The sequence below is a fragment of the Aestuariivirga sp. genome (genome assembly GCF_965227715.1).
GTDB lineage: Bacteria > Pseudomonadota > Alphaproteobacteria > Rhizobiales > Aestuariivirgaceae > Aestuariivirga.
On the sequence record NZ_OZ245771.1, the window covers coordinates 3,472,033 to 3,495,185 of the forward strand.

The following is a 23,153-nucleotide window of genomic DNA, read 5'->3' on the forward strand; positions in this document are numbered from 1 at the left end:
CGTCTCAGAGGGCCAGCAGGCTGAAGAGCCCGGTGAAGCCCATGGCTTGCTGCAGGCCTTTCATCATCACCTTGCCGCCCGACTCATCCACCATGATAATGTCGCCGGCGCGCAGAACGGGGTCGTCCTTTTGTCCCTTCCGGATCTCGTTGAGATCGAAGCGTGCGGCCATCTTCTTGCCGTCCACCTTGCGCAGCACGTAGATGCCGCTGGGTGATCCCATGTCGCTCAAGCCGCCCGCGGAGGCGATCGCCTCAACTAGCGTGGTCTTGCCCTTCATCGGGAACACGCCGGGGTTCTTGACGGCGCCGTCCACAGTCACGCGCTGGCTGTTGTATTCCTTGACCGAGACGAAGACCTGCGGCGACTGCATGAAGTCCTTCTTCAGCTTCGCCGCGATGTCGTGCTGCAGCTGGTCCGTCGTCCGGCCTGAGGCCTTGACGTCATTGACGAGGGGAAGCGAGATGAAGCCCGCGGCACTCACCTGTGCCGTGCGGGAGAGGTTGGGAACGTCGTAGACGGTGACATCCACCACATCCATCGGCGCCAGGCGGTAGTCGACGGCGTCGTCGCTGCTGGCGGGGACGGAATATTTGTCGAAGAGCTGCGCCACCTGCTGCGTGCTCTGCTTCGATGCGGGTGTCACGGCCGACGGCGGCGGCCCGCTTGAGGCGGTCGAATTGGTGCCCTGCTCGGTAAAGCTCGCCTGGCTGGTGAGGGAGGGCGAGGAAGAGGAGCATGCGGCAAGGCCAAGTGCCAGGCCGGTGAGGATCAGGGCGGGCAAAGGCCCGCTCAATCGCATGATCTTGATGAGACTGTTCAAAGAACCTCTGCCCTTGCCTTTTGGGGTGCCGCCACGGTTTCACCCAGGAGGATGATTTCGGGCCGGTCGCGGAAGATGATGCGCGCCTCGCTCTCGCCCAGCTCGGTGTGGACGAGGTTCCACGCCTTGCGCAGGCCCGGCGGGCGCCGCACATTGTCATGCGCATCGGAGGCGACCAGGTGAACGGCGCCGGTATCGAGAAGCCGCATCGCCAATTCCCGCGCGGAGTGGCCGTAGTCGCCGAAGAAGGAGCCCGCCGTCACCTGCATGAGGACGCCCGAGAGCACCATGTTCTGCACCCAGGGCATGGCCCGCTCGGCCCAGCGGTATCTTTCGACATGCGCGAGGATCGGCGTGTAACCCGCGGCGATGATGTCGAGGAACATGCGGTCCAGATGAGGCGGAAGTGTCGTTGGCGGTGCCTCGACCAGCACATATTTGCCGCCGTGGATCGAGAGCACGTCGCCGCTTTTCACACGGGCCGCCATGTCCGGCCGGACATGGGCCTCGCAGCCGGAGACGACGACGAGGTCGATCCCCTCATCCATCAACCGCTCGTTCAATTCGGCGACGCGGGCGATCACGTCTTGGGGCTTCGGCTCGTAGACGCCGGGAAGGAGGTGTGGCGTGCAGGCCATCACTTCAACGCCGTCGTCAACGGCGAGCCTGGCCATGTCCAGCGCCATTTCCATGTCGATGGCGCCGTCGTCGATGGCGGGAAGAATGTGGCTGTGGAGGTCGATCATGATTTCTGGCGCCTCCCAAGGCTTCCGGTTGCGGAGATCTGATGGCGGCGGAGGCCGGCGGTGTCGCGGGCGACCTGGAAAACCGGAGGCGCCACGGCGACGGGAACCTCGTCACGCTCCCGCAGCGGCTCCTCATTGCGGGCGCCGCGCTTCCGGGCGGAGGGTGTGTGCCGCGGAGGTGGCGCCATCATGATGGCGATCAGCGCGGCGAAGATCACGGCCAGTGCCGGCATGCGCAGCGGGAACTCGACGAGCGAGTGAAGAAGGAGGACCAGCGCGCCGACGCTCGCGGCGCGCGGCAGCACGGCTGAGGCATAGGCGCCCTTCGGGTTCCAGATGCGGACCGCCTGCCACACGAAGAGCAGCACGAAACACACCATCAGGGCTGCTGCCGGCAATCCGCCTTCGAGCCAGAGTTCGAGCCAGTCATTGTGCGCGTGGTTGACGTAGGAGCTCACCATGGTGGCCGGCGTCTCATGCATGCCATAGACCGGCACGAAGGTGCCGAAGCCGCTGCCCAGGGGAAAGTAGTCGGCGGCGGCGCGCCACGTCACCTGCCTGATCTGCGTGCGGTACTCGGTCATCGGATCGGTTTCGATGACGCGCAGAATGCCCGTCATCCCGAACTGCCCGATGATGAAGGCGCCACCCAGCAGGGCGATCACGGACATTCTCGTCCGCCGCGAGCGGCGGGACTCGGAGGGTGCGGCGAGAACCATCACGGTCGAGAGGGTGAGGGCCAGCATGCCGAGCAGAATGCCGGAGCGTGAGTTGGACGCGGCAAGCCCCATGAAGATGATGATCATCATCACCGCGCCCGCTCCGATCGCCAGCGGCGGCGTCGTCAGCCGCATCCTGATAAGCTTGTGGGTCATCGCCCAGGTCAGGGGGATCGCCACGCACAGCAGCATCGAGAAATTATTGCGGTTCGAGAAGAAGCCCGTGGCCGAGCCAAAATTCGAGATCTCGTAGAGATAGAGGCCGCTCTTGGCGCCGAGGAAGCGCTGCGCGAGGCCCAGGAACACATTGGCCGCCGCACCAATCAGCACCACGCCCACCAGATACCAGCGCGTTCGCGGCTCCATCGTCATGACGCTCAGCAGCATTGCAAGCGGCGGCAGAAGGGCGAGGATGCAGCCCCATGTCGCCGCCGGAATGAGCGTCAGCGGCATGGCGTGGGGTTCGATACCGGCGACGGAAAATGTCTTCGCCACGAACTCCCGTCCAGGAAGGCTGGCGAAGAGGCCGGCTGGAATTGGAATGAGCTGCAGCGCCACGATCGCGACGCCCGCCATGGCCAGAACCAGGGTGAGCCACTCCATCCGCGAGAGGCGCATGCTCTGCAGGCGGTAGAGGGCCGCGGCGAAGAGCCCGATGCAGAGCAGGCGGAAGGTGATGAAGCCCGCGGAGTTCGCCTCCGATGAGCCGCCGCAGACAATCGCCAGCAGCAGCGTGAAGGAGACAGCCGCTGGCCATGCATAGTGGCTCGCGGCCTTCACATGCCGAGGAGCTTCGGCTTCGACCCAGGCGGCGGAGGTCACTTCGCGCTCACCAGGCTCTGGGCCTCGGTAGCCGGGCGGTTGTAGACGTCTTCGAGGCGGATGATGTCATCTTCGCCCAGATAGGCGCCGGTCTGAACTTCGATCAGCACCGCGGGCGCGGCGCCGGGATTGGCGAGGCGGTGGTTGGTGCCCGCGGGGATATAGAGTGACTGGTTGGGAAGCACGCGCGAGACCCGCTCTCCAATCGTCACCTCAACCTCGCCGCTCACCACCACCCAGTGTTCGGAGCGGTGATGGTGGCGCTGGAGGGACAAAATGCCGCCCGGGTTGACTGTGAGCCGCTTCACTTGATAGCCGGGGCCAACGTCGAGCTGCTCGTAATTTCCCCAGGGGCGAAACATCTGCAGCGCCTCCCGTGCCTGCCAGCGTCCTTCCGTCTCGAGCTTGGTCACCAGCGCCTTCACATCTTCGCTCCGGGCGCGTGAGGCGACGAGAATGCTGTCCTTGGTCGAGACCACGGCCACATTGTCGAGGCCGATCAGCGTGACGAGGCAGCCTTCGGAGTGGATAAGGTTCTGGCACCCGTCGAGGACGACGCCCTCGCCGATGATGGCGTTACCGTCAGAACCTTCCTCGCAGAGTGCGGAGACGGCGTCCCAGCTGCCGACGTCCGACCAGGCATAGTCGACGGGCAGCACGGCGGCGCGGCGGGTCTTTTCCATCACGGCGTAGTCGACGGAGAGCGAGGGCGACCTCGCGTAGCTGTCGCGGTCGAGCCGCAGGAACTGCAGGTCCCGGGAGGCGCGCCTGTAGCTCTCGCGCGCGGCGGCGTGGATTTCGGGTGCGAGCGTCTCCAGTTCCGTGAGGAAGGATGACGCCTGGAACAGGAAGTTGCCGCTGTTCCAAAGGAAACCCTGCTCGACGTAGCGCGCCGCCGAGGCCAGGTCCGGCTTCTCGATAAAGCTCTCGACTTCGACGGCGTGGCCATACTCCGCCTTGCCGGGGGCGATATAGCCGTAGCCCGTGGCAGGCCGCTGCGGCTTGATGCCGAAGGTGACGAGGAAGCCCAGTTCGGCATCCCAGGCACATTTCTCCACGGCAGCGACGAAGGCTGCCGTGTCGGGAATGAAGTGATCGGCCGCGAGAACGAGGACGACGGCGCCGGGGTCACGCTCCAGCGCCTGAAGGCAACCGACGGCGATGGCGGCGCAGGTGTTCCGCGCGACGGGCTCCAGAAGGATATCGGCTTCCACGCCGATGTCGCGCAGGTCCTGCGCCAGCAAGAAGCGGTGGGCGTCGGCGCCGACGATGATCGGGTTCGGGTCGAAGATGTCGGCGCGGCAGCGCAGCGCCGTCTCCTGGATCAGCGTGTGCTCTGTGCCGAAGCGGAGGAACTGCTTCGGCTTCGAGGCGCGCGATAGCGGCCAGAGCCTGGTGCCCGAGCCGCCGCTGAGGATGATGGGGACGACGCCCATGGCCAGTCTCACTTCGAGCCGAACCCCGTCAGCACGATCCACAGCGTCTTGACGGCGATGAACACGTCGAGCGAGGCGGAAATGTTCTTGATGTAGAAGAAGTCGTGGCGAAGCTTGCAGGTCGCAGCCTCGACTTCGGCCACATTGCCCTGGCGGATCGCCGCCCAGCCGGTGATGCCGGGCTTCACCGCGTGGCGGAAGGCGTAGTGCGGAATGCCGTTAGCGTAACTTTCGGAAAGATCCACGGCTTCGGGGCGGGGGCCGATCCAGCTCATCTCGCCCTTGAGGATATTGAAGATCTGCGGCAGCTCGTCGAGGCGGTATTTGCGGATGAAGCGGCCAACGCGGGTGATGCGCGGGTCGCCCGCGGCCGTGAAGCTCGGTCCCGCTGCCTGCGCGCCCACCCTCATGGAGCGCAGCTTGTAGCATTCGAAGACATTGCCGCGGAAACCGACGCGCTTCTGCTTGAAGAACACCGGCCCGTCGCTGTCCATCTTGATCAGGATGCCGGTCGCGCCCAGAACCAGCAGCACCAGCGGCAGCAGGAAGAGCGCCAGCATGAAGTCCGCCACCGCCTTCATGAAAATGTAGCTGCGCTGCGGGTGAAGCGCATCAAGGCCGATGTCGCCGGCGCGCGAGAGTTCGACCTCCCCCGTCATGAATTCGCGGGTGCGCGTGCTGTCGAAGATCGGCATGCCCTGCGCCGCGCAGAAGATGATGAACTCATGCCAGCTCTTGTCGAGCTGTGCGTTGAGGTCCACGACGACGCCGTCGAGGCCGCGCGGCAGCACGGTGTTCGAGGGTTCCTGCAGCGTCATCCACTGCGCGTGATCGAGGTGGAGGAGGGAGCGGCCGCTGCCAACCGGCACCACGGCCAGGCGCGGCTTCAGCAGCGTCTCCCGCATGATGCCCACGAAGCCGTACCAGGCCAGCGTCATCACGTAGCCCATGAAAAGTAGCGCGCGGGAGTAATCGAGATGCCCGAGCGTGATCAGGAACAGCAGGGTGAGGAAGGCGACGGTGACCGCAGGGAAGACGGTCGAGAATGGATCCTGCGAGGGGTAGCGCGAGAACCGCTTGATTAGAACATGGCTCAGTACGATTCCCGCCAGCACCAGGAAGGATGTACCCGTCTGGTCCCAGGCGTGAACCGAGGGGTTGACCCCGAATCGCGCCAGGAAGGGCAGCATAACGGCCAGGGCCACTGCACCGGCGATCTGCCCCCGCTCACGGAGGATCCACGCGGCAGGCCACGCTCTCTGATTGATATGTATGGCTGTTTTCAAATGATTTTTGGACATGAGGCGTAGTGCGCTGCGGCATAAAGCTACCGCACTCCGGGTGAAATCGATTTCAACCCTGGCGATTACGCACGTCTCAATTCTCGCAGGCACGGCACCAGGTACTAACCTGATGTTGGTATCATCATCAATTTATGCACAGATGTAAATGCATTCATTCATGATGGCAGATACCGGTTAGCGATGTGTTGCAGCTGCGCCACGCTGTATTGGGCATGCGGCACCACTTTAAATCGTGTTCGCCGCATCGGCGGGCAGCACTTCGGAGGCGGCGGCGCTGATGCGCGTGGCGCGGCCCAGAAGTTCCAGCAGCACGGTGATGCGGCCATAAGGGTCAAGGTGCTCGAGCTGCCCGATGAATCCCGCAAAGGGCCCCGCAAGAAACCGGACGTTTTCTCCGGCAACCAGCGAGGAGGCAAAGGTCACCTTGCCGTCGTCATCTGACATTTTGATGAGGGTTTCGATGCAGCCAGCAGGAAGCGGCGCCGGAAGATCTCCCGATTTCACGATGGCGCGGACGCCATAGGTCCCGTCAACCGATCTCCAGCGGCACTGCTGTGGGTCAAGCCGGAGGAACAAATAGCTTGGAAAGAGGGGACGCGGCTGCGTCAGCAGGTGCCGGCCTGAGCGGATTGTCCGCGAAACAAGCGGGCAGAAACAATGCCAGCCTTGCCGCACTAAGTTCACATGTGCACGCTTCTCTGCACTGGGAAGCGTGTTGACTGCGAACCAGCGCGCGGCGCTCTCGCGCTCTATGTCTGGCGCCCAGCCGGCGTGCTGACCCCCACCGCGGACTACATGCGGCTCGGCTTGGTTCCCGATATTGTATGACAATGCGCGATCATCCCCTCGCTGCCATTCCGTGCCCCCGCGTTGCAGAATAATGGCGATTGGCCATCTCGCAAAGCAAAATTATGCAAGAAACTTGATTTAAAAACTTATGCGTGCAGAAAATCGACCATGGGCAACGCAGAGGGTGTGGCCCAAAGGGGTTTGGTGAACGCTTGCTGCCTCAATAAACTGCATAAAGCTTTGTATACAAGTTGTCGCGAGAATCGTTGAAGGCGCCTCGGGGCTGCGGGCAACTCTCCAGTACAGCTTAGCGTCCACTGCGCAGGCCAGCTCCAGGAGCTCAATCTCCGGAATTCATTGACTATTCGGCGCGCTAAGCGCTTGGAACCAGTGAAGTGCGATCCGAGTTTGGTCACAGCCTCATGTCAGCGGCCGGAGCGGGAATGATAGAGAAGAGTGACGAAGAGCTTCCACAACGGGCAGATCTGCTGCGCTTCATCATCGAGAGCGCCACACATTTTGCCATCTTCACGGTAGATGAGGCCGGGAGCGTTACAACCTGGAACAGTGGCGCTGAACGGCTCTTCGGCTATCGTGAGCATCAAATCGTTGGATATTCGGGTGACGTCATCTTCACCCCCGAAGACCGCGCGGCCGGCGTTCCGCAGAAGGAGCGGAGCGAGGCGGCGCAGAAGGGCCGCGCCGTCGATGAGCGCTGGCACCAGCGGCCCGATGGCAGCCGATTCTGGGCCTCCGGCCTGCTGATGCCGTTGCATCCGCCACTCAAAGGCTTTGTCAAAATAGCGCAGGACAAGACTGACGAGCATGAGGCCACCGTGCGCCTCCGCGAGAGTGAGGAACGCTTCCGGCTGCTGGCGACGAGCATTCCACAACTTGTGTTCCGCACGCTGCCGGATGGCACGCGCACGTGGGGTAGTCCGCAATGGATCGACTTCACCGGCCTCGGCCTGGAGGAGAGCCTTGATCATGGCTGGCTCGATGCCATTCACCCCGAGGACAGGCAGCAGACGCGTGATGCCTGGTCCTCATCGCGCCGGTCGGGCGAATACTATGTCGAACACCGGGTGCGGCACAGGGAAAGCGGAGAGTACCGGTGGTTCCAAACCCGCGCGCGGCCCGTGCAGCGTGAGCGGTCGACGCCCGGAGACTGGATCGGCACGATGACGGATATTCACGAGCTGCGGCTGCTTCAGGGCCGCCAGCAGGTGATGATGGCCGAACTGCACCACAGAACGCGCAACCTGCTCGCTGTCGTTCAGGCGATCGCCATGCAATTGGAACGTTCCGCATCGACGAAGAAAGACTTTCTCGATGCCTTCCTGCAGCGTCTTGGCGCCTTGAGCCGCGCGCAGGGGTTGATTGCCCGGGCGCAGCAGGGCCAGTTTCTCTTGAGCGACCTGGTTGAAACCGAGATCACCGCGCATGTGTCCGGCCCCCTGGAGGAAGCGCGGGTCCGGATCGAGGGGCCGGAGGTGTTTCTGCCCGTCCTCTCTATGCAGGCCCTGGCCCTTGCTCTTCATGAGCTTGCCACCAACGCCATCAAATATGGCGCCCTCTCAAACCGGAACGGCCAGCTGCAGGTGAGCTGGAAGGAAATATCAAAAGTCGGAGCGCCCGTGGTTCTCTTCGAGTGGAAAGAAACCGGTGTGGCGATCGATCAGGCACCACAGCACAGGGGATATGGCAGCACGCTGATCGAGAATGCCCTGCCACGCCAGCCGCAAACAAGAACGGGCCTCGTGATGGAGGGCGATGGCGTGCGCTGCTGGATCGAGCTTCCGGCGAGTGCAGTCCAGGCGGCGTGAGTGGTGACCTGCCGGTCTCGCGCTCCACCTCGGCATTCGCTGCCGCGAATGGCCAAGCTGCCTCAGGGCAAGCAGGTCCCAGCCATTTCAGGAGGCCGTTGTTTCCTCGTATCTGCTGTGATCATCTCCCACTTCAGAAATTGATCGCCTGGAGATCGCGACTTGCGCAAAGGCCTCTCTGTGCTGATTCCCTCGCGGCTTCAGGAGCTGGAGTTGCCATCGGACGGCAAGTCCGCCATGGGGCCGCCCCGGATCATGTTGGACCGTGCCATTTCCTCGATCCGGCGTCAGACGATCCTCGGGCAATTCAACGTTCAGATCCTCGTTGGAGTGGACGAAGGGGCCGATGTGCCCCGCGGCCTCGCCTCGGAAGACGTCGTTCAGTTCGTGGAGAGCGAGGCCCGATCGCAGGCAAGCTCCCTCAATTCGGCTGCTGCTTGCATGAGAGGCGATTTTGTCGCGATCCTTGAGGATGACGACGAGTGGAGCCCAGAGTTTCTCGAGTACGGAATGGCGGCACTCGAGCACTGCGACTTTGTTTCTTCAACGCAGCTCGAGGTCAGCATTTCGGGGGACGTCATTCGCATTCTTGATTTTCCGACACCATCCGGTTGGCTGATGAGGCGGAAGACCTGGCAGTCGGTGGGTGAGTTCAACGAAGAGTACCGCTGGCACCTGGACAATGAGTGGCTGGGCCGCCTGGGCGATCGTGATCTGGCCAGAGCCCATCTCGTCGAGGCGACCGCCCCCATTGACATCGAGGCGATCCGGGAAGTCCGGCCGACGCTCATGAGGTGTTTGGCTCTGGGGGGACCGCGGGTCCGCCTCGCGCGGCACCGGCAGCCCTATCCATTGGTGCGGAGGCTCGTCCACGAGAGGTCGGGAATGGCACAGATCCGAAACAACGGCGCTGCGCAGCAAGAAAGCAAAGACGAATACGAGAAACTCATCCAACAGTACGGCCGGCTACCCTGGTGACACCTCATGGGAGGGTCCGGAGTGGGCGTCTGCCGCCGCCAAGACAAAGCGGCAGCAACCGGTTGGATGCTGCCGCTCTGATCAGGTTCCCGCGCCGCAACGCGGGCGGATAGATTTCCGTTACTGGCTGTTCATCTGCTCCGTGTTGCGATTGCCCCCACTTGAGCCATCGCCGCAGGCTGGATCAGCATTGCTGGTGCCGCAGCGCAGGTCGTTGTTGTTGTTTTTGCGTTTGCCGTTGCCGCTGCGGTTGTCATTCGCCGGGCCGCTGCGGCCGCCTGACTGGTTCTCATTGGCATCGCCTTGGTTCGTGTTGCGCTTGCCACGATTGTCCTTCTGGTTGCCGCCGCGGTTCCCGGTGGTGGCGTCATTCGGATTGTCGCCGCGGTTGTTGCCAGCATTGTCGGTCTGATCGCCGTCGCGCTGGTTGCCGCGGGACTTACCATCATTGTTGTTGCGGCTGGGGCTATTGCCATAGCCACCGCCATCCTGGCCGGCATTGTTGTTCCGGTTGCGGTCCACGCCGCCATTGCCGCGCTTGCCGCGATAGTCGTTCCAGCGCCGGTCATTGCGGTCACCCCAGCGGTCCCAGTTGTTGAACCAGGGGCGGTCCCGGTAGTAGCGGTCCCAATAGCCAAAGCCGAAGCTCACATAGGGGATTTCCACATAGTCGCGGTAGTCATCGAACTCCACGCGGCGGTTGCGCCAGACGGCTTCGAGACCATCGCTGATCACCCAGCCGCGGAAGCGGCGCCAGCTCACGTCGCACCAGTCGAAGCTCCGCACGCAGCCGTGGATGAAGACACGGCTGTCCGGGGGAAGCCGGATCACGGCGGGATAGCGGGTGCTGGGACCGGCGCGCAGGTTGACGCTGCTGGTGGTGTAGGCCTGCTGGGCGGATGCCACGGTTGAGCCTGCCAGGAAGGCCGTGGCGGCAAGCGCCAGGATGCGCAGGTGTTTCATATCTCTCTACTCCTCAATATCGCCGTCCTCACAAGACGTGCTGCGAGCTTGAGTGTTCCTCAGCGCTGCAATTTCTGGTGCAAGCCGCCCTGCCGCCGCGGCAAGCCCATGGCTCCGGCCGGAGAATAGTCTAGGGCACCTTCCGCAAGGGTGTTATCCTGCTGCATTGCAACGAGGTTGCAGATGAAATTGCGCGGGCCGCTCGTCCGCCCGAAAGCCAGCAATGAAAGCCGTTCTGGAGCTACCTGCGGAATCCGCCAGCACCTTGGCGGTCATTGCTCTGTCGAATGAGCCATTGATCTATCTGACGGAAGATCTGCGGATCATAGCCACCAGCGCATCCTTTTGCCGGATCTTCGAACTCACGGCCGGCGGTCTTGCCGGACGGCAGTTCGGAGATATCGGCAGCGGCGAATGGGAAATTCCGCAGGTCATCGCCCTGCTGAAGGCGACGGCGGGAGGTCTGGCCTCGGTTGAGATGTATGAGACGTCGCTCTTGCGGAAGGGCAAGCCGCCGCGGCAACTGGTGGTGAATGCCCACCGGCTGGCGGATGAGGATGGCCAGCACATCCGCCTGTTGGTGGCCATCAACGACGTCACGCTTGCCCGCGCCGAGGCGCTCGAACGGGAAAATCTCATCCGCGAGAAGGAAGTCCTTCTCCGCGAAGTGCAGCACCGGGTCGCAAACAGCCTGCAGATCATTGCGAGTGTCCTCATGCAGAGCGCGCGGCGGGTCCAGTCCGATGAGGCGCGTGGCCACCTTGCGGGATGCGCACAGCCGGGTGATGTCGATTGCCACCGTGCAGCGCCTGCTGGCGGCCTCAACCCTCGGTGACGTCAACATCGGAGTCTATCTCCGGCAGCTCTGTGAAAGCCTCGCCGCCTCGATGATCTCGGAGCCGGAGCGGATCCGCATCGTGGTCAGCGCCGACGAGTCGTGCCTCCCCGCCAATCTCTCGATCAGCCTTGGCCTGATCGTGACGGAGCTGGTGATCAATGCGCTGAAGCACGCCTTCGGGCAGGGCCGGGCAGGCGTGGTCACTGTCTCGTTCAACACCCATGGCGCAGGCTGGACACTGTCGGTTGCCGACAATGGCTGTGGAATTTCCGAGGATCAGGCACAGGCCAAGCCCGGACTCGGCACCAGCATTATCCAGGCGATTGCCCAGCAGCTCGGATCGAGCGTGGTGGTGAGTGACAATCATCCCGGCACGATGGTCCGGATCGTTGAGGATGCCCGAAGCCTTGGAACAGATCGGCCGGCGGCGGCTTGATCAGACATGACCGTTACTGAGCCGGCACCGTCATGACCGTGAACCCTGGCATCGACTTCCGGCGTGCATCATGAAAATGACTGACCATATCCTTATCGTCGAGGACCACCCCGTCATACTGATGGCCGCGGCGACGATGTTTCAGGATGCGGGCTTCAAAACGCTCGAAGCGAACTGCGCCGCAGCGGCGATTGCAATTCTGGAAGGCCGTTCCGATGTCGGGCTTGTCTTCACCGACGTCAACATGCCGGGCACGATGGACGGGCTGAAACTCATCGCCTACATCCGCAACCGGTGGCCGCCCATCGAACTTCTGGTGGCCTCGGGGCTGGAAATCGTGGCGGAGAGCCAGCTGCCCGCAGGCGCGCGGTTCTTTCAGAAGCCCTATGCGGAAGCCGATATTGTGAACACGGTAAGAGCCCTCATCTCCGTTCCCGGATGATCACAACCGGCTGCACTTGAATGTGCAATCAATGAAGAATACGGTCCTTCAGCGCTCTACCTTGATGTGCAATGCCTGACACACACCGGGCGCTGAGGAGGGACCATGCGACATCCAAAAATAGCCACGCGCCTCGCAAGGATTGCGGGCGCCATTCTGCTCGGGGCGCTTGCAGCCGCCCCGTCGAGGCCAGCCGCAGCGGCGGGAGAGCAGCCCAACATCGTGGTGATCATGGGAGACGATATCGGCTGGTCCAATATCGGCGTCTATAATCAAGGCATGATGTCGGGGCGCACGCCCAATCTGGACAGCCTCGCCAACAATGGCATGCGCTTCACGGATTACTATGCAGAGGCCAGCTGCACCGCCGGGCGGGCCAATTTCATAACGGGCGAGCTGCCCATCCGCACGGGCCTCACCACGGTCGGCCAGGCTGGCTCACCGATCGGCATTCCGAAGCAGGCCGTCACCATCGCAACGGCGCTCAAGTCGATGGGCTATGCAACCGGCCAGTTCGGCAAGAACCATCTGGGCGATCTCAACGAGTTCCTGCCCACCGTACACGGCTTCGACGAGTTCTTCGGCTATCTCTACCATCTCGATGCGATGGAAGACCCGGCGCATCCCAACTATCCGCAGGAGCTGCTGGCCACCATCGGGCCCCGCAACATGATCCACAGCTGGGCCACAACGGTTGATGATCCCACGGTGCAGCCGCGCTGGGGCAAGATCGGCATGCAGAAGATCGAGGATCAGGGCACGCTCTATCCCGAGCGGATGAAGACCGTCGATGACGAGATCCTGTCAAAGGCGCTGACCTTCCTCGACAAGGCGAGAAGCGACAAGAAGCCCTTCTTCCTGTGGCTCAACCCCACCCGCATGCATGTGGTGACGCATCTTTCCGACAAGTACGAAGCCATGCGCAACTCCGAAAACGGGTGGAGCGAGCAGGAAGCCGGCATGGCCCAGCTCGATGATGTGGTTGGCTCCGTCATGACATATCTGAAGGACAATGGCCTCGACCAGAACACCATGGTCCTCTTCACCACGGACAATGGGGCGGAGAACTTCACCTGGCCCGATGGCGGCCAGACGCCCTTCGCGGGCGGCAAGGGAACGGCACTGGAAGGGGGCTTCAGGGTGCCCGCGATCATCAGCTGGCCGGGCAAGGTTCCCGCCGGCAAAATCGAAAACGGCATCTTCTCTGGTATGGACTGGTTCCCCACCTTCCTTGCCGCAGCGGGCGATCCCAACATTGCAGAAGAACTCAAGGCTGGAAAGCAGCTGGGGGACACGAGCTACAAGGTTCACCTCGACGGCTATAACCAGATGGACCTGATCACCGGCAAGGGGCCATCAGCCCGGCACGAGATCTATTACTTTACAGAAAGCACGCTCTCGGCCGTCCGCATCAATGACTATAAATACCGGTTCACCGATCAGCCCAATGGCTGGCTCGGCGCCACGGAGAAAGTCGATTGGCCGATCCTGGTGAACCTGCGCCTCGATCCGTTTGAACGGACGGGCATGTACAACGGCAAGGACAATGGCTCCATCGCCTATTACAACTGGTTTGCCTATCAGTTCTGGCGCTTCCAGTTTGTCCAGCAGCAGGTGGCGGAACTTGCCAAGACGGCGATCGAGTTCCCGCCCATGCAGCGCGGCGCCAGCTTCAACCTTGAGGCCGTGAAGGCGCAGATACAGGCCGCCATCGCCTCGCACGCAGGCAAGTAAGCAGGCGCGTGGACCCTTGAGAACAGGGTCCACGCGTTCAGCATTTTACTTATGATGGATCCGAGACTCTAGTAGTGGTTCCGGTTCCGGTTGGTGTGCTTGTTATCCAGGTTCAGGATTACGGCGCCGCCCAGAAGCGGCAATGTCCACCACGCGCTCTGATACCAATAGCCGTTGTGATAGTGACGGCAGCTGTTGGACCTCGCGCGGCACCGGTTGCCGTCGCGCTTGCGGTCCCAGGACTTTCGCATCTGGCGATGATTGTTGTTGTATTTGGACCCGCTGGCGGCGTTCTGCAGCAACTCGCTCGGCCCCATTGCCTGCTGCGGTGCAGCTGCGGTCGGTGCCGCCTGTGCGGGGATGATCGGAGCCACGAGGCCCAAACTCAGAAGTGATGCAACAAGTATACGTTTCATGGATGATTGCTCCTCATGCGTGCCCGCGGTGATGCGGGCGTTCGGAGGGAACAAGTGCAGAGACGAGGGGACGTTCCTGCAATGCAGCATCCCTCATCAGAGCCGACGGAAATCACACGCCCATTCGTCTGCCTGGCGCTGACGCTGGGGTTGAATTGCAGCTCGCGGCATTTTCACCGCCTCTTCTGGTAACCCGTTCAACAGACAGCCGTGATCCGATCCCGCCGTCCGGGCGTAATAACTAAACGCTTCATCGCGAGATGCAGTGTCAACACAGGGGGCCGGTTCGATGGTAAGTCGCGAGACGGTCAGTAAGCTGCGCGAAATTCTTGAGCAGCTCACACAATTGCAGACAGACGAATTGCCGGAAGACCGGGCGCCGGAAACGGTCGCCCGCATCATTGAGCTGCTCAGCCAGGCGTCTGCCCTGTGCGAGAAATTGATGAAGTAGGGCCAGCCACCCGCGAACATCCTCCGCAGCGGGAACCACCTCGCAAGCGTTCCCGAACGTGACCCCCGTGTGCCGAAGCGCACAAACCCGATTTCCGATGCAAATGGTTACCTGGTGGAGCGAAGGGGGATCGAACCCCTGACCTCGGCATTGCGAACGCCGCGCTCTCCCAACTGAGCTACCGCCCCCCTGGTTACAGGTGGTGTCCACAGGTGGCTCGGCTTCTAGTCGCTCCCCGCGTGAGCGTCAAGCTTGCTTGGCGGCCCCTCACCGCCTACATCTGCACCAAACCGAACCTCAAGAGGCTGCTCTTTCATGATGATGTCGATGAACCCCTTCCTGTGGCTGATCCTCACCGTCATCAACATCTATTTCTGGATCATCCTGGCCATGGTCATCATGAGCTGGCTCGTGGCCTTCGGCATCGTCAACCGCTCCAACCAGTATGTGCGCCAGATCAGCTATGCGCTGGAGCGGCTGACGGAGCCGCTGTTGAAGCCCATCCGCCGCTTCCTGCCGGATCTGGGCGGCATTGATATCTCCCCCATCATCCTGCTGATCGCCATGCAGTTTGCCGGCATGCTCATCACCCGCCTGTTCATCAATCTCGGCTGGGCGTGACGTCACCATTAAGGCCGGGCCGGGGCGGACTCCTGCTCTCCGTCCGGGTGACCCCCAAAGCATCGCGGAATGAGGTCTTGGGCCTCCACACGGCGTCGGATGGCGCCGTGTCGCTTGCCGTGAAGGTCACGGCGGTGCCGGACAAGGGCCAGGCCAACAAGGCGGTTATCGAAACCCTCGCCAAGGCCTGCCGCCTTCCCAAATCCGCCTTTGAGCTGGTGGCAGGGGCCACGGAGCGCAACAAGACCGTGCTGGTCACTGGAAATCCGGCGGAACTTGAGGCATTGCTGGCCGGAATCTTGAATGCAGGGAAGGAAAATTGAACATGGCGAAAATCATTGACGGCAAGGCCTTTGCCGAAGGCCTCCGCGGGCGCATCGCAAAGGCCGTTGAAACCCTGAAGTCGCAGCACGGCTTTACACCGGGCCTGGCCGTGGTGCTGGTGGGTGAAGATCCGGCCTCCAAGGTCTATGTTGCCAACAAGGCCAAGCAGACGGTCGAAGTCGGCATGAACTCCTGGGAGCACAAGCTTCCCGCGGAAACACCTGAGGCAGATGTGCTGGCGCTGGTGGAGAAGCTCAATGCCGACGCGGGGGTTCACGGCATTCTGGTGCAGCTGCCACTGCCCAAGCACATTGATTCCACCAAGGTCCTCTCCGCCATCGCACCCGCCAAGGATGTGGACGGCTTCCATGTGGTGAACGTCGGCAAACTTTCGACGGGCCAGGATTCGCTCGTCCCCTGCACCCCCACGGGCTCGGTGATGCTGGCGAAGGATGTGCTGGGCTCGCTCGATGGGCTTGAGGCCGTGGTCATCGGCCGCTCCAACATCGTGGGCAAGCCCGTGGCGCAATTGCTGCTGGCGGAAAACTGCACCGTCACCATCGCCCATTCAAAGACGAAGGACCTCCCCGCCGTCGTCCGCCGCGCCGATCTCGTCATCGCCGCCGTCGGCCGCCCGGAAATGGTGAAGGGCGACTGGTTGAAGCCCGGCGCCACGGTGATCGACGTCGGCATCAACCGCATCGAGCGGGACGGCAAGGGCAAGCTCGTGGGCGACTGCGATTTTGCCTCCTGCGAGAAGGTCGCAGGCGCCATCACCCCGGTTCCGGGCGGCGTCGGCCCCATGACGATCGCGTGCCTGCTCTACAACACCGTCAAGGCCGCCTGCGCCGCGAAGGGCATTGCCCAGCCCGAGATGTGAGGCCGCTGCACGAAAGGAGTTTCCCCTCCCCCTCGTGGGGAGGGAAACCACCACACCTTACCCCTTTGCCGCCTTCGCCCGCGCGATGGCGTCGAGGATCATCTGCTCGGCTTCCGCCGCACCGCCCCAGCCCACCACCTTCACCCATTTGCCAGGCTCCAGATCCTTGTAATGCTCGAAGAAGTGTTCGATCTGCTGGCGGGTGATTTCCGGCAGGTCGGTATATTCATGCACATTCTCATAGCGCCTGGTCAGCTTGGGCGTGGGCACCGCGATGATCTTCTCGTCGCCGCCTGCCTCGTCCATCATCTTGAGAACGCCCACCGGCCGCACCGCCACGAGGGCACCGGGAATGATGCCGCGCTGGTTGGCGATCAGCACGTCGATGGGGTCCCCGTCGTCTGACAGCGTGTGCGGGATGAAGCCATAGTTTCCGGGGTACCGCATGGAGGTATAGAGGAAGCGGTCGACCACCAGGGTTCCGGCCTCCTTGTCCATTTCATACTTGATGGGCTCGCCCCCCACCGGCACCTCCACGATCACATTCACTTCCTTGGGGGGATTCTTGCCGATCGAAATCGCGTCGATGCGCATGGGGCTTCCTTGGTTCTGACGATTATGGCAGCTTCTCTGCCATGAGACGTCTCCGCTGGCTATCCTTCTTCTGTCTGTGGCCCGCGGCGGCAATGGCGGGCGAAAACACCAGCGCCTACACCAGCTTCGACCTGGAAAAGACCTGCCGCAAGGTGGAGCAGGGGGATGAATACGTCTTCGCCGGCAGCTGGGAGTGCCCCGGCTACAAAGGGGCCAAGCTGCAGATTTCGGTCTCCGATGACCGGAGCTTCGTGGGCTTCGGTCCCAGCCCCGGCTCAACTTGCGCCTTCCGCAAGACCTTCAGCCGCTTCAACACCCCGCTCTCGCCGGTCGAATGGCGGCTCCGGAAGGGCAAGGCCTTCGCCACAATCCAGCGCTGGCGGGTGACAACGGATGATGACGGCGGCTCCGTCACCTGGCTCGTCATCACCAAGCTCGACGGGAAAGAGGCCTGCCACGTGCACTATATTGCCGGATCATACCCGGACGCCAACGCCCACGCCCGCCGCGTGGCGGATGACCTCGCCAACGAGGATTTCGACTGCGCCACCGATGGACCCACCATCGATTCCAAAATCGGCGAACCCGGCATCGACCTCTCCGCCTGCAGGGACTTGCCTGCGGAGTGAGTTTTGCGAGGGCCGCTTGCCACGGAAAATTAGGTCAATAAAGATGATGCAATGGCGCTTCTCGATGATCGCCAGCGCGAGCATGCCCGCCGCTTGCGCCGGCATGACACAGCCTCCGAACAACGGCTCTGGGCGGCGCTCCGGGACCGCCGTCTGCATGGGTTGAAATTCGTCCGGCAACTGCCCGTCGGCTCCTATGTGGCCGACTTTGCCTGCCGTGAGCACAGGCTGATCATTGAGGTCGATGGCGCAACACACGCGACCGAAGAAGAAGCCGCATATGATGCCGAACGAACGTTATGCCTCCACTCCAAAGGCTGGCGCGTGCTGCGGGTGTGGAATGAGGATGTGGTGCGGAGACTGGACGCCGTTCTCGACAGCATCCTGCACGTCATTGTATCGAAGGGCGGATAAGGGCTTCTCACGACAAGTCCCGATGCCGAAAGCGGCCCTCATCCGGCCTGTCGGCCACCTTCTCCCATCGCGGCGCGACGGGAGAAGGGAAAGACATGGCGAATTCCCTTCTCCCGTTGCAAAGCAATGGGAGAAGGTGCCCGAAGGGCGGATGAGGGCCTCTCACAACGAGTCCCACTGCCGTAAGAAGCCTCATCCGTCTCTGCGCGCCACCTTCTCCCATCCTTCGGACGGGAGAAGGGAAAGAAAACCTAGGCGGCGTTGTCGCTTTCCTTGGAGCGGCTCACGCGCTTTCGCTCATGCGGGTCGAGGATCGCCTTCCGCAGGCGGATCGACTTCGGCGTCACTTCGACGAGCTCATCCTCGCCCACATAGGCCAGCGCCTTCTCGAGTGACATCCTGATCGGCGGCGTCAGCACCACAGCTTCGTCCTTGCCGGAGGCGCGGACGTTCGTCAGCTTCTTGCCCTTGATGACGTTGAGCTCAAGGTCATTGCCCCGCGTGTGTTCGCCGATGATCATGCCGGCATAAACCTTGGTGCCGTGTTCGATGAACATCGGGCCGCGGTCCTGCAGGTTGAAGATGGCGTAGGCCACCGCGTCGCCGTCGCTGTTCGACAGCAGGGCGCCCGTGTGGCGGCCGGGGATCTCGCCGAAATAGGGCGCGTAGGAATGGAACAGCCGGTTCATGATGGCCGTGCCGCGCGTGTCGGACAGAAGCTCGGACTGATAGCCGATCAGGCCGCGCGTCGGCGCGTGGAACACGATCCGCTGGCGGCCAACACCTGAGGGCCGCATGTCGCGCATTTCGGCGCGGCGCTCGGAGAGCTTCTGCACCACGACGCCGGTATATTCCTCGTCGACGTCGACGATCACTTCCTCGACGGGCTCCAGCTTCTCGCCGGTTTCCTCATCCGTCTTGAACACCACGCGCGGGCGGCCCACGGTCAGCTCGAAGCCTTCGCGGCGCATGGTCTCGATCAGGATGCCCAACTGCAGTTCGCCGCGGCCTGCCACTTCGAAGGCGTCGGTTTCATTGACGGAGGGCGTCACCTTCAAGGCCACATTGCCCTCGGCTTCGCGCACCAGCCGGTCGCGGATCACGCGGGACTGAACCTTGTCGCCTTCCTTGCCGGCCAAGGGCCCGTCATTGATGCGGAAGGTCATGGTGAGGGTCGGCGGGTCGATGGGCTGGGCGTAGATGGGCTCGGTCACCGTGGTGTCGCAGATGGTGTCGGAGACGGTCGCGGTGGTCAGGCCCGAAATGGCGATGATGTCGCCTGCTTCCGCCTCATCCACCGGCAGGCGCTCGAGGCCGCGGAAGGCCAGCACCTTGGAGACGCGGCCCTGCTCGGCGATCTTGCCATCGCGTGACAAGGCCTTCACCGACTGGTTGGCCTTGATAGTGCCGGAGCGCACGCGCCCCGTCAGCACGCGGCCCAGAAACGGGTTCGCTTCGATCGTCGTCACCAGCATGCGGAAGGGGCCTTCCTCGACCACCGGCGGGTTGAAGTGCCGTACGATGAGGTCGAAGAGCGGTGCCATGTTCTCCTGCGAGCCCGTGGGCGTGTCCGCCATCCAGCCCTGCTTGGCGGAGCCGTAGATAATCGGGAAATCGAGCTGCTCTTCATTGGCGTCAAGGTTCGCGAAGAGGTCGAACACCTCATTCACCACCTCATTGTGGCGCTCGTCCGGGCGGTCGATCTTGTTGATGCAGACGATGGGCCTGAGGCCGATCTTCAAGGCCTTCTGCAGCACGAATTTGGTCTGCGGCATGGGGCCTTCGGCGGCATCCACCAGAAGGACGGCGCCATCCACCATGTTGAGGATGCGCTCCACCTCGCCGCCGAAATCGGCGTGGCCCGGCGTATCGACGATATTGATGCGGGTTTCCTTCCAGTTCAGGGAGGTCACCTTGGCCAGGATGGTGATGCCACGCTCGCGCTCCAGATCGTTCGAATCCATGGCGCGCTCGGCAACCTTCTGGTTCTCGCGGAACGAGCCGGACTGGCTGAGAAGGCGGTCGATCAGCGTGGTCTTGCCGTGGTCGACGTGGGCAATGATGGCGATATTGCGCAAATTCATGAGGCGCACAGACTTTCTCTTCGAGGGAGTTGGGGCGCGCTTAGCACGCGCAACATACAAAGGCAATTTAACGGTTGCATCACGCTGGCAGGCGAACTACAACCTATGAGGGAGTAAAGATGTTCAAAGAGCGTGATGACAGGGCCAGCCGGACAGAAGTCGTCCTGACGCTGGATGACGGGTCGGTTTCCGTCGTGCTCATCAAGCTGTCCCTCTCCAGCCGCATCGCCGATACGCTCAACAATGCTGACCGCTTCCTGGATATTCTAACGCTGTCCGGCCAGCAGCAATATATCGCCAAGTCGAGCATCCGCATGGCGCGGTTGGCCGCCGTCCCCAAGGCGGATCAGCTTGCGCCTCCAACCTCTTCGAATTTCGATGCTCACGTCGTCCTTGGGGTCTCGAAGGACGCCTCGGCGGACGAGATCCGCCAAGCCTATCACAAGATGGCGATGCTCTATCACCCGGACAGGATCGCCTCATACGAGCTGCCCGAGGAAGTGAAGGCGTATGTGCGCGACATGCTGGTGCGGATCAACCTGGCCTTCGAGCAGATTGGCCGGTAGCCGCCGTCAGGGCGAAATGAAGCTGTCGAGAGCAGCGAAGAACTGCCGCCGGACCTCGTCCCGCTCGCCCAGGATTTCGTGCTGGGCGTCTGGAATGAAGGTGAGCGCGACCCCGGGCATCTTGCGTGCCAGCCGCCTCGTTCCCTCATTGCTCACCACCTGGTCATTGCCCGCCGCCACGATCAGCACGGAGGCCAGCGGCCGCTTCATCCGCGCCACGCCCTTCAAGGATCTGCGCGCCGCCTTGAGCCAGCCGAAGGTTGGTCCGCCGAGGCCCAGATGCGGGGCAACTTCCAGCGTGCTGCTGTCCCGGTTCCAGCGGCGGCGGTCGGAGGTCAGGGGGTTACCGGCAAAATCCGACCGGCCCATCGGCTTTTTCCGCACGCCGGGCAAAAACCAAGAGCCGCGCCGGGCCAGCGCCGCGCCGTTCACCAGCAGGGCCACCAGGCTCCTGGGCCAGGCCCCGTAAATCACGTCCACCAGCGGAGACACCAGCACGGCGGCGCTGAACCAGTGGTTGGCCTGCAGCACCCGGAGCCAGACATGGGCCCCCGTGGAATGTCCCAGCGCGAAATAGGGGGCGGGGCAGCTCGTGAGCACCATTCCCTCCATCAGCGTGCGCACATCCTCGTCGAAGCCATCGAAGCTTTCGAGACGGTCACGGTAGGGGTCGGAGGCTGGCCGCCCGGAGCCGCCCTGGCCGCGCAGATCCACGCCCGCCACGGCGAAGCCCCGCGCCATCAGATCGCGCGTCGTCTCGAAATAGCGTTCCAGATAATCGCCGCGCCCGCCGAGGATCACGAAGGTGCCGCGCGCCTCACCCGGCGGCATGGCCCGCATGGCGCGCAGGCTGACCTTGTCCTTGGTCACAAGCTCCACGCATTCCGCGCCGGGGGGCAGCGGATTCTCAGGCGTGGGATGGAGGATCACCGGATGCAAGGCACCTCAGCATAGCCGTGGGCGGCATCACCCGGCAAGGGGGAGGGCTTTCCCTTCTCCCGTTTCAAAGCAATGGGAGAAGGGACATCAACCCTGACTTTGCGTCCTTAAGGAAGCTTCTTCACTTCCGTCAGTTCGCCGCTGCCCGAGTCGAGCTTGATGGCGAAGGAATTGCCGCCGCGCTGGGCCTTGAACGCATAAACCTTGCCGGAGCAGCTCGCCGCCTCGACGCTGGAAAAGCCATAGCCGCTGACAACCGAGGTCGCCTTTTCGCAGCTCAGCGTGCCTGTCGAGGAGGCGAGTTTCTGGTTCGCGGCCGTGGTCTTCTGCGGGGCCTGTTTGGCGGCGGCCGTGCCCGTTGCCGGTTTCGCGGTCTTTGCTGCCGTGGTCTTGGGCTTGGCGTTGCTGCGCGGAGGGGGCGGCGGAATTTCAGGCTCGTAATACCTGTCGTCGAACCTGCGGTGCTTGCGCGGCGGCCCGTAGAGCGCGTCGAATTCCTCCTGGCTCATCGCATAATCGCCAAACAGAATGCGCAGGCCCGGTATCCGGCGGATCAGCGGCGGGCCCGGGTAATATTCATCTTCATAATAAGGTGGCGGCGGCGGCGGGCGGCGGCGGTCTGCCATGGCTTCGCTGCCCGCGAGACCCGCCAACAGAAGCGCTGCAGCACTCAGAACGATACGGCGAACCAACATGGAACTTCCTCTTGAACTCAAACTCTGCGGCCCGAAACGCCGCGCCAAACTCGCTGCACCGGCAGTCAACCAGAAGGGGGCAAATCCCGCAATCCTTGTCCTGCCTGTGTCATTCACTTTCGTGGCGTTTCTACGGCGCCGGGTGGGGAGGGGCCCCGGCAGGAGCCCCTCTTCCAAGCCTTGAAACGCGTCAGTGGATCCGGCGGATGCGGCTCACGTCACCGCGGGCGTCCACGCGCATCAGATACTGGCGGCCGTTCTTCCAGGCGGAATAGCGGTAAACCGGGCCGCGGCACTCCAGCATTCTGATGCCGATGTAACCATAGCGCGACAGGATGCGGCGGCCGCCATTGCAATCGACGTAAATCCCGGTCACCGGACGCGGGGGGTAATAGCCTCCACCCCAGCCGCCACCGTAGCCACCGCCACCGTAGCCACCACCATAGCCGCCACCACCGTAACCACCGCCATAACCGCCGCCACCATAACCGCCGCCATAGCCCGTGCCGATGCCGATCTCGACATCAACGTCCGCCTTGGCAGGGGCGGCGGGAAGGGTGATCGCGAATGACGCAGCAAGGGCGGCAACGGCAAGAAGGGACTTGGAAAGAAGGGGCTTGGAAAGAAGGGGCTTGGCAAACATCGGGTATCTCCTCTGGGCTCATGTTGCGATGCCGGCTGTCC

The 23,153-nt window shown here is 62.8% G+C and carries 24 protein-coding genes, 1 tRNA gene and 1 pseudogene; 12 read left to right on the forward strand and 14 right to left on the reverse strand.

Annotated features, from left to right (window positions below; genetic code table 11):
* Positions 1-4 precede the first annotated feature (4 nt).
* The 6 genes from ACO06F_RS16385 to nusG form a co-directional block, all read right to left on the reverse strand.
* The gene (locus ACO06F_RS16385) at positions 5-823 is read right to left on the reverse strand and encodes a polysaccharide biosynthesis/export family protein (RefSeq protein ID WP_421693810.1); all 819 of its coding nucleotides are present in this window, start codon (positions 821-823) and stop codon (positions 5-7) included.
* The gene (locus ACO06F_RS16390; protein WP_421693811.1) at positions 820-1,569 is read right to left on the reverse strand and encodes a tyrosine-protein phosphatase; all 750 of its coding nucleotides are present in this window, start codon (positions 1,567-1,569) and stop codon (positions 820-822) included. Before ACO06F_RS16390 ends, ACO06F_RS16385 begins: the two co-directional genes overlap by 4 nt.
* Entirely contained in the window at positions 1,566-3,110 is a 1,545-nt protein-coding gene (locus tag ACO06F_RS16395) for an O-antigen ligase family protein (protein ID WP_421693812.1), read from the reverse strand. The genes ACO06F_RS16390 and ACO06F_RS16395 overlap by 4 nt, the downstream gene beginning before the upstream one ends.
* Positions 3,107-4,546, reverse strand: coding sequence for a mannose-1-phosphate guanylyltransferase/mannose-6-phosphate isomerase (locus ACO06F_RS16400; RefSeq protein ID WP_421693813.1), 1,440 nt, complete (start codon positions 4,544-4,546; stop codon positions 3,107-3,109). The genes ACO06F_RS16395 and ACO06F_RS16400 overlap by 4 nt, the downstream gene beginning before the upstream one ends.
* An 8-nt stretch (positions 4,547-4,554) precedes the next feature.
* The gene (locus tag ACO06F_RS16405) at positions 4,555-5,751 is read right to left on the reverse strand and encodes a sugar transferase (protein WP_421693814.1); all 1,197 of its coding nucleotides are present in this window, start codon (positions 5,749-5,751) and stop codon (positions 4,555-4,557) included.
* Positions 5,752-6,075: 324 nt separating this feature from the next.
* A complete protein-coding gene (nusG, locus tag ACO06F_RS16410; protein WP_421693815.1) occupies positions 6,076-6,681 on the reverse strand; it encodes a transcription termination/antitermination protein NusG in 606 nt (201 codons plus the stop codon).
* A gap of 401 nt (positions 6,682-7,082) precedes the next feature.
* Here nusG and ACO06F_RS16415 point away from each other — a divergent pair, with 401 nt between their 5' ends.
* Positions 7,083-8,465, forward strand: coding sequence for a PAS domain S-box protein (locus ACO06F_RS16415; protein WP_421693816.1), 1,383 nt, complete (start codon positions 7,083-7,085; stop codon positions 8,463-8,465).
* Positions 8,466-8,627: 162 nt separating this feature from the next.
* Positions 8,628-9,443 carry a glycosyltransferase family A protein gene (locus ACO06F_RS16420; RefSeq protein WP_421693817.1) on the forward strand — a complete coding sequence of 272 codons (816 nt, stop codon included), beginning with the start codon at positions 8,628-8,630 and terminating at the stop codon, positions 9,441-9,443.
* 120 nt (positions 9,444-9,563) lie between these two features.
* Here the strand turns inward: ACO06F_RS16420 and ACO06F_RS16425 are convergent, their stop codons facing one another.
* Complete coding sequence (locus tag ACO06F_RS16425; protein WP_421693818.1) at positions 9,564-10,406, reverse strand: SH3 domain-containing protein; 843 nt, start codon at positions 10,404-10,406, stop codon at positions 9,564-9,566.
* A 223-nt stretch (positions 10,407-10,629) separates the two neighbouring features.
* Between ACO06F_RS16425 and ACO06F_RS16430 the strand changes: the two are divergent.
* The 3 genes and pseudogenes from ACO06F_RS16430 (at position 10,630) to ACO06F_RS16440 (ending at position 13,856) form a co-directional block, all read left to right on the forward strand.
* Positions 10,630-11,680, forward strand: a pseudogene (locus ACO06F_RS16430) (sensor histidine kinase).
* 70 nt (positions 11,681-11,750) lie between these two features.
* Positions 11,751-12,122 (forward strand): response regulator, encoded by a 372-nt coding sequence (locus tag ACO06F_RS16435; protein WP_421693819.1) that lies wholly within the window; start codon positions 11,751-11,753, stop codon positions 12,120-12,122.
* A 105-nt stretch (positions 12,123-12,227) separates the two neighbouring features.
* Entirely contained in the window at positions 12,228-13,856 is a 1,629-nt protein-coding gene (locus ACO06F_RS16440; protein WP_421693820.1) for an arylsulfatase, read from the forward strand.
* Positions 13,857-13,924: 68 nt separating this feature from the next.
* Here the strand turns inward: ACO06F_RS16440 and ACO06F_RS16445 are convergent, their stop codons facing one another.
* Positions 13,925-14,272: a hypothetical protein gene (locus ACO06F_RS16445; protein ID WP_421693821.1), complete on the reverse strand. Its 348-nt coding sequence runs from the start codon at positions 14,270-14,272 to the stop codon at positions 13,925-13,927.
* Between the two features lie 289 nt (positions 14,273-14,561).
* Between ACO06F_RS16445 and ACO06F_RS16450 the strand changes: the two genes are divergently transcribed.
* On the forward strand, positions 14,562-14,723 hold the full coding sequence (locus tag ACO06F_RS16450; protein ID WP_421693822.1) for a hypothetical protein: 162 nt from the start codon (positions 14,562-14,564) through the stop codon (positions 14,721-14,723).
* 112 nt (positions 14,724-14,835) lie between these two features.
* Here the strand turns inward: ACO06F_RS16450 and ACO06F_RS16455 are convergent.
* Positions 14,836-14,911, reverse strand: a tRNA-Ala gene (locus ACO06F_RS16455).
* Between the two features lie 127 nt (positions 14,912-15,038).
* On the opposite strand from ACO06F_RS16455, the gene ACO06F_RS16460 reads away from it, so the two are divergent.
* The 3 genes from ACO06F_RS16460 to folD all read left to right on the forward strand — a co-directional run bounded on the left by ACO06F_RS16460 (position 15,039) and on the right by folD (position 16,548).
* The gene (locus ACO06F_RS16460; RefSeq protein ID WP_421693823.1) at positions 15,039-15,344 is read left to right on the forward strand and encodes a YggT family protein; all 306 of its coding nucleotides are present in this window, start codon (positions 15,039-15,041) and stop codon (positions 15,342-15,344) included.
* 77 nt (positions 15,345-15,421) lie between these two features.
* Entirely contained in the window at positions 15,422-15,667 is a 246-nt protein-coding gene (locus ACO06F_RS16465; RefSeq protein WP_421693824.1) for a DUF167 family protein, read from the forward strand.
* A 2-nt stretch (positions 15,668-15,669) separates the two neighbouring features.
* On the forward strand, positions 15,670-16,548 hold the full coding sequence (gene folD, locus ACO06F_RS16470; RefSeq protein WP_421693825.1) for a bifunctional methylenetetrahydrofolate dehydrogenase/methenyltetrahydrofolate cyclohydrolase FolD: 879 nt from the start codon (positions 15,670-15,672) through the stop codon (positions 16,546-16,548).
* A gap of 57 nt (positions 16,549-16,605) precedes the next feature.
* On the opposite strand, the gene ppa is transcribed toward folD, so the two are convergent.
* Positions 16,606-17,142, reverse strand: coding sequence for an inorganic diphosphatase (gene ppa, locus ACO06F_RS16475; RefSeq protein WP_421693826.1), 537 nt, complete (start codon positions 17,140-17,142; stop codon positions 16,606-16,608).
* Between the two features lie 41 nt (positions 17,143-17,183).
* Between ppa and ACO06F_RS16480 the strand changes: the two genes are divergently transcribed.
* Both ACO06F_RS16480 and ACO06F_RS16485 read left to right on the forward strand, forming a co-directional pair.
* Complete coding sequence (locus ACO06F_RS16480) at positions 17,184-17,771, forward strand: hypothetical protein (protein ID WP_421693827.1); 588 nt, start codon at positions 17,184-17,186, stop codon at positions 17,769-17,771.
* Between the two features lie 51 nt (positions 17,772-17,822).
* Positions 17,823-18,185 (forward strand): endonuclease domain-containing protein, encoded by a 363-nt coding sequence (locus tag ACO06F_RS16485; RefSeq protein WP_421693828.1) that lies wholly within the window; start codon positions 17,823-17,825, stop codon positions 18,183-18,185.
* Between the two features lie 251 nt (positions 18,186-18,436).
* On the opposite strand, the gene typA is transcribed toward ACO06F_RS16485, so the two are convergent.
* Positions 18,437-20,269 carry a translational GTPase TypA gene (gene typA / locus ACO06F_RS16490; protein WP_421696704.1) on the reverse strand — a complete coding sequence of 611 codons (1,833 nt, stop codon included), beginning with the start codon at positions 20,267-20,269 and terminating at the stop codon, positions 18,437-18,439.
* 119 nt (positions 20,270-20,388) lie between these two features.
* On the opposite strand from typA, the gene ACO06F_RS16495 reads away from it, so the two are divergent.
* Positions 20,389-20,835: a J domain-containing protein gene (locus ACO06F_RS16495; RefSeq protein ID WP_421693829.1), complete on the forward strand. Its 447-nt coding sequence runs from the start codon at positions 20,389-20,391 to the stop codon at positions 20,833-20,835.
* A 6-nt stretch (positions 20,836-20,841) separates the two neighbouring features.
* On the opposite strand, the gene ACO06F_RS16500 is transcribed toward ACO06F_RS16495, so the two are convergent.
* The 3 genes from ACO06F_RS16500 to ACO06F_RS16510 all read right to left on the reverse strand — a co-directional run bounded on the left by ACO06F_RS16500 (position 20,842) and on the right by ACO06F_RS16510 (position 23,112).
* Positions 20,842-21,765 (reverse strand): alpha/beta fold hydrolase, encoded by a 924-nt coding sequence (locus ACO06F_RS16500; RefSeq protein WP_421696705.1) that lies wholly within the window; start codon positions 21,763-21,765, stop codon positions 20,842-20,844.
* Positions 21,766-21,881: 116 nt separating this feature from the next.
* Entirely contained in the window at positions 21,882-22,469 is a 588-nt protein-coding gene (locus tag ACO06F_RS16505; protein ID WP_421693830.1) for a hypothetical protein, read from the reverse strand.
* A gap of 190 nt (positions 22,470-22,659) precedes the next feature.
* Entirely contained in the window at positions 22,660-23,112 is a 453-nt protein-coding gene (locus tag ACO06F_RS16510; RefSeq protein ID WP_421693831.1) for a hypothetical protein, read from the reverse strand.
* Between the last annotated feature and the right edge of the window lie 41 nt (positions 23,113-23,153).